Source organism: Stenotrophomonas sp. VV52 (genome assembly GCF_002893095.1).
Classification (GTDB): domain Bacteria; phylum Pseudomonadota; class Gammaproteobacteria; order Xanthomonadales; family Xanthomonadaceae; genus Stenotrophomonas; species Stenotrophomonas aracearum.
The window spans coordinates 92,979-102,057 of record NZ_PKQQ01000013.1; the positions used below are offsets into that span (position 1 = coordinate 92,979).

A 9,079-nucleotide genomic window follows, 5' to 3' on the forward strand; every position below is an offset into this window, starting at 1 on the left:
TCGGGTTGCCGGCCGGCGGCCGGCACTACGCTTCGTTGGTTACCAGTTGGACTACGCTGGAGAAGTCGAGCTTGCCGCGGCCTGCCTGGTGATTCATCGAGTACAGGTTGCGGGCGAGTTCGCCCAGCGGGATCGAGGCGCCTACGCTCATCGCCGCTTCCACCGCCAGGCCCATGTCCTTGAGCATGAGGTCGCTGCCGAAGCCGCCGCTGTAGCCGCGCGATGCCGGCGCGTTTTCCAGTACGCCCGGCCACGGGTTGCACACTTCGGTGGCCCAGCTGCGGCCGGTGCTGACCGCCATCATCTGCGAGAGGACCTTCGGGTCCAGACCATGCGCCACGCCGAGCGCGATGGATTCGCCAGTGACCGCCATGATCACGCCCAGCGCCATGTTGTTGCACAGCTTGGCGACCTGGCCGGCGCCGCTGGCGCCCACGTGGAAGATGTTCTTGCCCATCGCCTGCAGCAGCGGGCGGGCACGTTCGAGCGCGTCCGTTTCGCCGCCGACGATGAAGGTCAGGGTGCCGGCCTGGGCACCGGCGGTGCCGCCGGAGACCGGGGCATCGAGCATCTGCAGGCCGCGCGCGGCAGCGGCTTCGGACACCTTGCGTGCGGTGGCCGGGGCAATGGTGCTGCAGTCGATCACCAGCGCGCCGCCGGGGATGTCGGCCAGCAGGCCGTCGTCGCCCAGGTACACGCCTTCGACGTGGCGGCTGGCCGGCAGCATCGAGATCACCACTTCGGCGTCGGTCAGGGTGTCGAGCGCGGAGCTGGCGGCGGTGGCGCCTGCGTCGACGGCGGCCTGCACGGCGGCGGGCACCAGGTCGAACACGCGCACGGCGTGACCGGCCTTGGCCAGGTTGGCGGCCATCGGGCCACCCATGTTGCCCAACCCGATGAATGCAATACGGCTCATGCAAGGCTCCTTTCAGGAACGGTGGCACCCAGGTCGGCCAGCGGATGCGTGGCCTCGTTCCAAGGCGAAACGAAGAAGGTCTGTGCCCACTGCGGGGTAGCGTCGGCCAGGGTGGCCGGCTGCCAGCGCGGGGTGCGGTCCTTGTCGATCAACAGCGCGCGGATGCCTTCGGCGAAATCGCCGTGGGCGGCGCTGTGCAGTGCGGCGATGTATTCGAAGCGATAGACGTCGGCCAGCGAGGCACCTTCCGCCCGCTTCTGCAGTTCCCAGGCCAGGCGTGCGGAACCGGGGGCACCGGCGGCGAGCGTGGCCTGCGCGGCCTGCAGCCAGGGGTCCTCGGTCTGCAGTGCGGCGATGGCGTTGACCACGCTGACCACGTCGTCGCCTTCGCACAGCGCGTCGATGGTGGCGGCGTTTCGCAGCAGCGGGCCGGTAGCGGCGTCGCTGGCGTGCTGCTGCAGCAGGTTGGTGAGCTGCTCGTGGTTGCGCTTGGCGTCGTCGCTCCAATGCACCTGCGCCAGCGCGCTGAACACGTCGGCACGCTGGGCTTCGGCGATATGGATGTCGGCCAGGCCGGCGTAGATGGCATCGCCCGCGTTGAGCGGTGCGCCGGTCAGGGCCAGGAACAGACCGCCCTTGCCCGGTACGCGCGGCAGCAGCCAGCTGCCACCGACGTCCGGGAACAGGCCGACGGTGATTTCCGGGAACGCCAGTTTCGAGCGCTCGCTCACCACGCGGTGGCTGGCCCCGGACATCAGTCCGATGCCGCCGCCCATCACGATGCCATGGCCCCAGCACAGGATCGGCTTGGCATAGGTATGGATGGCGTAGTCGACGCGGTACTCCACGTCGAAGAACTCCGCGGCGTAGGCGTTGTCGCGCACGTCGCTGTGGCCAGCGTCGCGGTAGGCGCGCATGCTCTGGTACAGGCTGTGCAGGTCGCCGCCGGCACAGAACGCCTTCTCGCCGGCGCCCTGCAGGACCACCAGGGCGATGTTGTCATCGGCCGCCCACGCGGTCAGGCGCTCGTGCAGCAGGTGCGCCATCGGCAGCGAAAAGCCGTTGAGGGTGCGCGGTGCGTTGAGCGTCGCGATGCCGATGCGCTTGCCGTTGGCGGCGTGCTGCTCTTCGAACAGCACCGGTGCTTCCGCAACGGTCTCGGCGGTGCTCATGCGTTCTTCCACTGCGGCGCGCGCTTTTCCAGGAAGGCGTTCACGCCTTCGGCCTGGTCGGCACGGTCGAACAGGTCGACAAAGGCTTCGCGCTCGGCGACCAGCGCCGAGGCATGACTCATGCCACTGCGGGTGGACTGCACCAGGGTCTTGCACGCGGCCACGCTCGACGGGCTCTGCTTGCCGGCCTTCTTCGCCCATTCCAGGGCGAGCGCCTTGGACTCGCCCTTGCCGACCTTCTCTTCGGCCAGGCCAATCCGCACGGCGGTTTCGGCATCGATGCGTTCGCCGAGCAGGATCAGGCGCTTGGCCCACCCCTCGCCCACCAGGCGCGGCAGGTTCTGGGTGCCGCCGGCGCACGGCAGCAGGCCCACGGTGGCCTCCGGCAGGGCAACCTGGGCGTGGTCTTCGATGATGCGCAGGTCGCAGGCCAGTGCGCATTCCAGCCCACCGCCCATCGCATAGCCGTTGATCGCGGCGATGGAGACGCCACGGAAGCCGGAAAGCGCTTCGAAGGCTTCGCCGAAGCGGCGCGCGGCCTCGCGGGCCAGCGCCTTGTCGCCGGAGGCGAACTGCTTGAGGTCGGCACCGGCCGAGAAGAACTTCTCGCCGCCACCGGTGATCACCAGCGCGTAGATGCCGTTGTCGGCATTGAGCGCACCGACCAGGTCGCGCAGCGCCGACAGGCTGTGCACGGTCCAGGTATGGGCCGGCGGGTTGTCCAGCGTGACCACGGCGGTGTGGCCATCGGCTTCCACCTTCAGGCCAACGTGTTCGTGCGTGCGCCAATCCATCATCGCAGTTCCTCTTCGGTGTTGAGCAGGTGACGGGCCACGATCACGCGCATGATCTCGTTGGTGCCTTCCAGGATCTGGTGCACGCGGCTGTCGCGCAGCAGGCGTTCGATCGGGTACTCGCGAATATAGCCGTAGCCACCGTGGATCTGCAGTGCGTCGTTGCAGATCTGGAAACCGGCGTCGGTGGCGAAGCGCTTGGCCATCGCGCACCACACGGTGGCATCGCTGGCACCGGCGTCGAGCTTGCGTGCAGCGGTGTGCACCATCTGCCGCGCGGCGACCAGCTGGGTGGCCATGTCGGCCAGCTTGAACTGCAGCGCCTGGAAGTCGGCCAACGGCTTGCCGAACTGGCGGCGCTCGCCCATGTAGCGGCGTGCGGCGTCCAGCGCGCCCTGCGCGGCGCCCAGCGAGCAGGCGGCGATGTTGATGCGACCACCGTCCAGGCCCTTCATGGCGAGCTTGAAACCGCTTCCCTCTTCGCCGAGCAGGTTGCCGACCGGGACGCGCACGTTTTCGAAGGTGATGCCGCGGGTGGGCTGGCTGTTCCAGCCCATCTTCTCTTCCTTGCGGCCGTAGCTGATGCCCGGCAGGTCGGCCGGCACCGCGATGGCGCTGACGCCCTTGGCACCCGGGCCGCCGGTACGCGCCATCACCACCAGCAGCTCGGTGGCACCGGCGCCGGAGATGAAGGCCTTGGAACCGTTGAGCACGAAGTGGTCGCCATCGCGCACGGCGGTGGTCTTGAGCGAGGCCGCGTCCGAACCGGCACCCGGTTCGGTCAGGCAGTACGACGCCAGCTTGCTGCCCGAAGACAGCGCCTGGCCCCATTCGGCACGCAGTGCGTCGGTGCCCCACTTGGAGACCATCCACGAGGCCATGTTGTGAATGCTCACAAAGGCGCCGGTGGACGGGTCCACATTGGCGAGCTCCTCGATGACGACGGCGGCGTCCAGACGGCTCAGGCCGCTGCCACCGATATCGGGGTCCATGTACAGGCCACAGAACCCGAGTTCCCCGGCCTTGGCGATCGCCTCGCGCGGAAAGATGCCCTCCGCATCCCATCGCGCGGCGTGCGGCGCCAGTTCGGCCTGGGCGAAGTCACGCGCGGCTTCTCTATAGGCCTGCTGCGCTTCTTCGAGTTCCGTCGTCATCGAGTTGCTCATAAAAAAATACTCCGTGCCCTTGCAGGCAATTACTTCAGGCTGATCGTGGTGTTGACTCCGTGACCCAGGGTCTCGTCGTCGAACCAGCGCGCGGTGATGGTCTTGGTCTGGGTGTAGAACATGACCACCTGCTTGCCATAAGGACCCAGGTCGCCGAGCTTGGAGGCGCGCGAACCAGTGAAGGAGAACAGCGGCACCGGCACCGGAATCGGCACGTTGATGCCGACCTGGCCGACGTCGATCTCTTCCTGGAAGCGACGTGCCGCAGCGCCGGACTGGGTGAACAGCGCGGTGCCGTTGCCGTTCGGGTTGCTGTTGATCAGTTCAATGGCGTCGTCCAGCGTTTCGGCTTCGAGGATGACCAGCACCGGCCCGAAGATTTCTTCGTCGTACACGCGCATGCCCGGCTTCACGCCGTCGAAGATGGTCGGGCCAACAAAGTTGCCCTTCTCGAAGCCGTCCACCTGCGGGTTGCGGCCGTCGAGCACCAGCTTGGCGCCCTGCTCCACGCCCGAGGCGATCAGCGCTTCAACGCGTTCGCGCGCGGCGCAGGAGATCACCGGGCCGACGTCGGTACCGGCGACGCTGCCGGCGCTGACCTTGAGGGTCTTTGCCTTGGCCACCAGGTCCGGCACCCACTCGCGGGCTTCGCCGACCAGCACGAGGGTGGACGCGGCCATGCAGCGCTGGCCGGCCGCGCCGAACGCGGCACCGACCATGGCGTTGAGGCTCTGTTCCTTGTTCGCGTCCGGCAGCACCACGGCGTGGTTCTTGGCGCCCATCATGCACTGCACGCGCTTGCCGGCCAGCGAGGCGCGGTTGTACACGTGGGTGCCGACGCGGGTGGAGCCCACGAACGAAACGGCCTTGATGTCCGGGTGGTCGCAGATCGCGTTGACCACCTCTTCGCCGCCGTGCACGACGTTGAGCACGCCCTTGGGAATGCCCGCTTCCAGCGCCAGTTCGACCAGGCGCATGGTGACCATCGGGTCCTGCTCGGACGGCTTGAGCAGGAAGGTGTTGCCGGTGGCGATGGCCATCGGGAACATCCACAGCGGAATCATCGCCGGGAAGTTGAACGGGGTGATGCCGGCGCATACGCCGAGCGGCTGCAGCAGGGTGTAGGTGTCCACGCCGTTGGCCACGTTGTTGGCCAGCTCGCCGAGCTGCAGGTTGCCGATGGCGGCGGCATGCTCGACCACTTCCAGGCCGCGGAACACGTCGCCTTCGGCGTCGGGCACGGTCTTGCCCTGTTCGGCGCTGAGGATGTGGGCCAGTTCGCCCATGTGCTCGCGGATCAGCTGCTGGTACTTCAGGAAGATGCGCGCGCGGGTGCCGATCGGGGTCTTGCGCCAGGTCTTGAAGGCTTCCTTGGCCGAGGCCACGGCGGCGTCCACTTCGCTCATGGTGGCGAACGGGACCTGGGCCAGGACGTCCTGGGTGGCCGGATTGACCACGTTCTGCCAGTGCGAGCTGGCCGATTCGATGAACTGGCCATCGATCAACATGCGGATACGGGGCGCTGCAACAGTCATGGCAATACCGGCGGGGTGCGAAAGGTGATTGGCATTATTCACATACGCTTACTCGCTTTCCGGGCTGTCTACGCTTAATCTGGCCAATGCCCGCTACGATTTCTGTTAATTCTGTGAATAGCCAGCTCCCCCAACGCCAGATCGGCCTGCGCCTGCTGCGGCTGCGCGAACAGCGTGGCTACAGCCAGGCCGAGCTCGCCCGGGCGCTGGGGCTTTCGGCCAGCTACCTGAACCAGATCGAGCGCAACAAGCGCCCGCTCACTCCAGCGGTGCAGCACAAGCTGCGCGAGGTGTTGGGCGACGTTACCGACCTGTTCGACGTGGATGAGCCCGGCGCGCTGCAGGAAGCGCTGGGCCAGACACTGCGCGACCTGGGCCTGGACGAGGTGAGCAGCACCGACCTGCGCGCCATGGCCGGCAACCTTCCGCAGATCAGCCACGCCCTGCTCGACCTGCACCGCCGCCACCTGCTGCTGCGCGAGCATGCCGCCGCGCTGGAATTCCAGCTGGGCGACCCGGCGGCCGGGCAGGCGCTGCCCGCCGGGGACCAGGTGCGCGACTTCTTCAACCGCATGCACAACCACATTCCCGAGCTGGATGACCTGGCCGAGCAGCTGTTCGCCGAATGGGGGCTGGTGGCCGGGCATGTGGCGCCGCGCCTGCGCCAACTGCTGGCCGACCGCCACGGGGTGCTGGTGGAGGTGGCGCCGTTGCAGGCCGGGCGCGAGAAGCGGGTGTACGACGGCGGCAGCCGCACGCTGTGGCTGCCGGACTACCTGGAGGCGGGGCAGCAGGCGTTCCAGATGGCGGCCGAACTGGCCCTGCTGGGATACGCGGCGCAGATCGATGCGGTGATCGCGCGGGCGGGTTTCCGCGAACCTGAGCAGATCGCGCAGGCGCGGATCGGCATGTCCAACTACTTCGCCGGTGCGCTGGTGATGCCGTATGCGCAGTTCCTGCGTGCAGCCGAACACAGCGCGTACGACATCGACGCGCTGGCGCATCGCTTTGGCGTGGGGTTCGAGGCGGTATGCCACCGGCTGAGCACGCTGGCGCGGCGCAGCGCGCCGGGGCTGCCGTTCTTCTTCATCCGCGTGGACCGTGCCGGCAATGTGTCCAAGCGGCATTCGGCGACCGACTTCCACTTCTCGCAGGTGGGCGGTTCGTGCCCGCTGTGGATCGTGTACGAGGCGTTCAACCAGCCCGGGCGTGTGCTGACCCAGACCGCGCGCATGCCGGATGGGCGCAGGCATTTCTGGTTGGCGCGGCAGGTGAGCAGCGGCCCGGTGGGCCATGGGCAGCCGCGCAAGACATTTGCGGTGGCGTTGGGCTGCGACCTGCAGCATGCCGAGCGGTTGATCTACTCGCGCGGGCTGGATATCCAGAGCCCGGGCAATTCGGTATCGATCGGTCCCGGTTGCCGGGTATGCCCGCGCGAGGACTGCATGCAGCGTGCATTTGCGCAGTTGCCGGGACGCGCCGCCAAAATGATTGGCAGGGAAAAAATCGCAATGTCTCGCGTTCCGTACGCAACCGCTACCTGATAGCCTGACCTGTGATTCGCTACGGTGTCATTGGCTTGAGATGGGTCGGGCTTCGGTTGCAAATGCTCGACGGATCGGAATCACTCAGACATTTATCGCGATCGGTCCTGTCGCCACGATCCTGCAGGCGGAGTGGTGTTCCCTGAGAGTAAATATGTGGCACATGAGACCGACTATCCTGGCACTGGACCTTGAGGGCACTCTCATTTCCAATGCGACCAGCCAGATACCAAGGCCTGGACTCTACCGGTTCCTTGAGGAGATCCATGCGCGGTTTGACCGCCTGGTGATGTTCACGACGGTCCCAGAGCAACGTTTTCGTAGCATCGCCACGCTACTAGTCAGGGATGGGTGCGCGCCCGAGTGGTTCGCAGATCTGCAGTACATCATCTGGTCCGGTCAAACCAAGGATTTGCGACTTGCCTCGCCGACTCTGGGCGATGCCCTTTTGCTCGACGACTACGGCCCCTACGTTCACTCTGGCCCGGAACATCTCTGGATTCAGGTTCCTCTATTCGGATCCCCATATCCTGAAGATGATGACGGCCTCCATGGTGCGCTCCGAAGCCTGCTGGAAGTCGCTGAGGATACTTGTTGCGCCGATCTGGCGGTGCGCAGAACGCAGCAGGCCTAATTTGGTGCAACTGGGCAGGCTAATGCATGGGGCCAAGCCGGGACGGTACTCAGAGCATGCGGTGAGTCACAATGGGTGAGCCGTTCCGAGCCAAGAGACATGTCTGGGCTGTCGCCAAAAATGGGCATCTGTCTCAAATCCACAGGCGACTCGGCAGTGTTCCAGTGCGCACTGGGCTGATGATCAAGAATGCCGCCAAGACCCGATATCTCTACTAGGCGTATTCTGAAGCGAACGCGCGGTGTGGCGCTCTCCCTCCTACATTGTCCTAAGAGCAAAGAGATGGACATTTTCGCTCCGCCGCTTACTGCAGAGTGCTGCTTGTGTGGATCGAAGGATGCGCTTTCCGGTGAGCACAAGATCAAGGCATCCGCTCTTAAAGCCGTGTTTGGCAAGCGGGGAATGGTGATCGCCAGGCACGGTGGTGCTTATCGCTTCGCACAGAGTCCTAGCTCCAAAGCGCTCCACTTCTCAGCTCGCGTCTGCGAAGCTTGCAACAACTCAAGGACTCAGCCGGCCGACCTGGCATTCGACCAGTTCAACGCGCGAGCCCAAGAGCTTATGGCGCTAGGCTCGAACCCTATCGATGTCTTTAACGATCCACGATTCATAGAAGGCGGCCCTCTGTATCTAGACGTTTTCAGATACTTTGCGAAGCTGATGTGCTGTCATCTTGCAGAGATGAGTGCGCCATCCTTTGAAGATGTTGCAGGCTTTGCCATTGGAGCGAATGAAGACAACTTCATTCTTCTGAGGGTTGATGCGGATGTCGCGTTTGAGCGAGTGCGAACAAATCTCCCCGAGATGCCGTACGCCGCCCACGGTGGACTCGTTATCACAGGGGATCGGGACTCGCTCGCACCGGAGTCCTTCTACTCGACTCTTACCATAGGGCCTGTTCGCTATTGCTACCAAGTCAGGCTGAACGAGCTCGGTCAAACGCGGCTTATGATCGAGCACCCGGCGTTCTATAACTGGTGCGCACGCCGGGTCGAGGATGCAATCAAGAATCCGATGAGTGACGAGGACAGAGAACTTCTTGGTCTCGCAGTCAATAATCCTGGTCAATCGGATCCAGAGTAGCTCCACGCTCGCCGAGCGAGGGACGGCGGCACTCTGAGGCCAAGGAGTCCTCGCTCTGATCGAATGATCTCTCTGGCGATTCAATGTGCACCGCTGGGCAGCCAGCTCAGATGCTGTGGTGCAGAAGCCCACTTTAGAAAGGATAAGTGGTCGACTGCAGCCTCTACTGCCAATTCCATCGGTCATGGTTCGCCTCCGAAGGTACGGGTTCACCCCCGTTTTCACGGACACTTAC

Annotated in this window: 8 protein-coding genes; 3 read left to right on the forward strand and 5 right to left on the reverse strand. The window is 65.2% G+C overall.

Annotation, left to right across the window (positions count from 1 at the left end; genetic code table 11):
* Positions 1-25 precede the first annotated feature (25 nt).
* From mmsB to C2U58_RS17750, 5 genes are read right to left on the reverse strand one after another with little or no spacing between them, the layout of a single operon-like run.
* Positions 26-916 (reverse strand): 3-hydroxyisobutyrate dehydrogenase, encoded by an 891-nt coding sequence (mmsB, locus tag C2U58_RS17730; protein ID WP_102947058.1) that lies wholly within the window; start codon positions 914-916, stop codon positions 26-28.
* A complete protein-coding gene (locus C2U58_RS17735) occupies positions 913-2,088 on the reverse strand; it encodes an enoyl-CoA hydratase/isomerase family protein (RefSeq protein WP_102947059.1) in 1,176 nt (391 codons plus the stop codon). The genes mmsB and C2U58_RS17735 overlap by 4 nt, the downstream gene beginning before the upstream one ends.
* A complete protein-coding gene (locus C2U58_RS17740) occupies positions 2,085-2,885 on the reverse strand; it encodes an enoyl-CoA hydratase (protein WP_070208456.1) in 801 nt (266 codons plus the stop codon). The genes C2U58_RS17735 and C2U58_RS17740 overlap by 4 nt, the downstream gene beginning before the upstream one ends.
* Positions 2,882-4,048, reverse strand: a complete 1,167-nt coding sequence (locus tag C2U58_RS17745; protein WP_102947060.1) for an acyl-CoA dehydrogenase family protein — start codon at positions 4,046-4,048, stop codon at positions 2,882-2,884. The genes C2U58_RS17740 and C2U58_RS17745 overlap by 4 nt, the downstream gene beginning before the upstream one ends.
* Positions 4,049-4,077: 29 nt before the next feature.
* Positions 4,078-5,583 carry a CoA-acylating methylmalonate-semialdehyde dehydrogenase gene (locus tag C2U58_RS17750; RefSeq protein ID WP_102947061.1) on the reverse strand — a complete coding sequence of 502 codons (1,506 nt, stop codon included), beginning with the start codon at positions 5,581-5,583 and terminating at the stop codon, positions 4,078-4,080.
* An 86-nt stretch (positions 5,584-5,669) separates the two neighbouring features.
* On the opposite strand from C2U58_RS17750, the gene C2U58_RS17755 reads away from it, so the two are divergent.
* The 3 genes from C2U58_RS17755 to C2U58_RS17765 all read left to right on the forward strand — a co-directional run bounded on the left by C2U58_RS17755 (position 5,670) and on the right by C2U58_RS17765 (position 8,844).
* Positions 5,670-7,127 (forward strand): short-chain fatty acyl-CoA regulator family protein, encoded by a 1,458-nt coding sequence (locus C2U58_RS17755; RefSeq protein WP_102947062.1) that lies wholly within the window; start codon positions 5,670-5,672, stop codon positions 7,125-7,127.
* A gap of 163 nt (positions 7,128-7,290) precedes the next feature.
* Positions 7,291-7,761 (forward strand): NIF family HAD-type phosphatase, encoded by a 471-nt coding sequence (locus C2U58_RS17760; RefSeq protein ID WP_102947073.1) that lies wholly within the window; start codon positions 7,291-7,293, stop codon positions 7,759-7,761.
* Positions 7,762-8,043: 282 nt separating this feature from the next.
* Complete coding sequence (locus C2U58_RS17765) at positions 8,044-8,844, forward strand: hypothetical protein (protein WP_102947063.1); 801 nt, start codon at positions 8,044-8,046, stop codon at positions 8,842-8,844.
* Positions 8,845-9,079 lie beyond the last annotated feature (235 nt).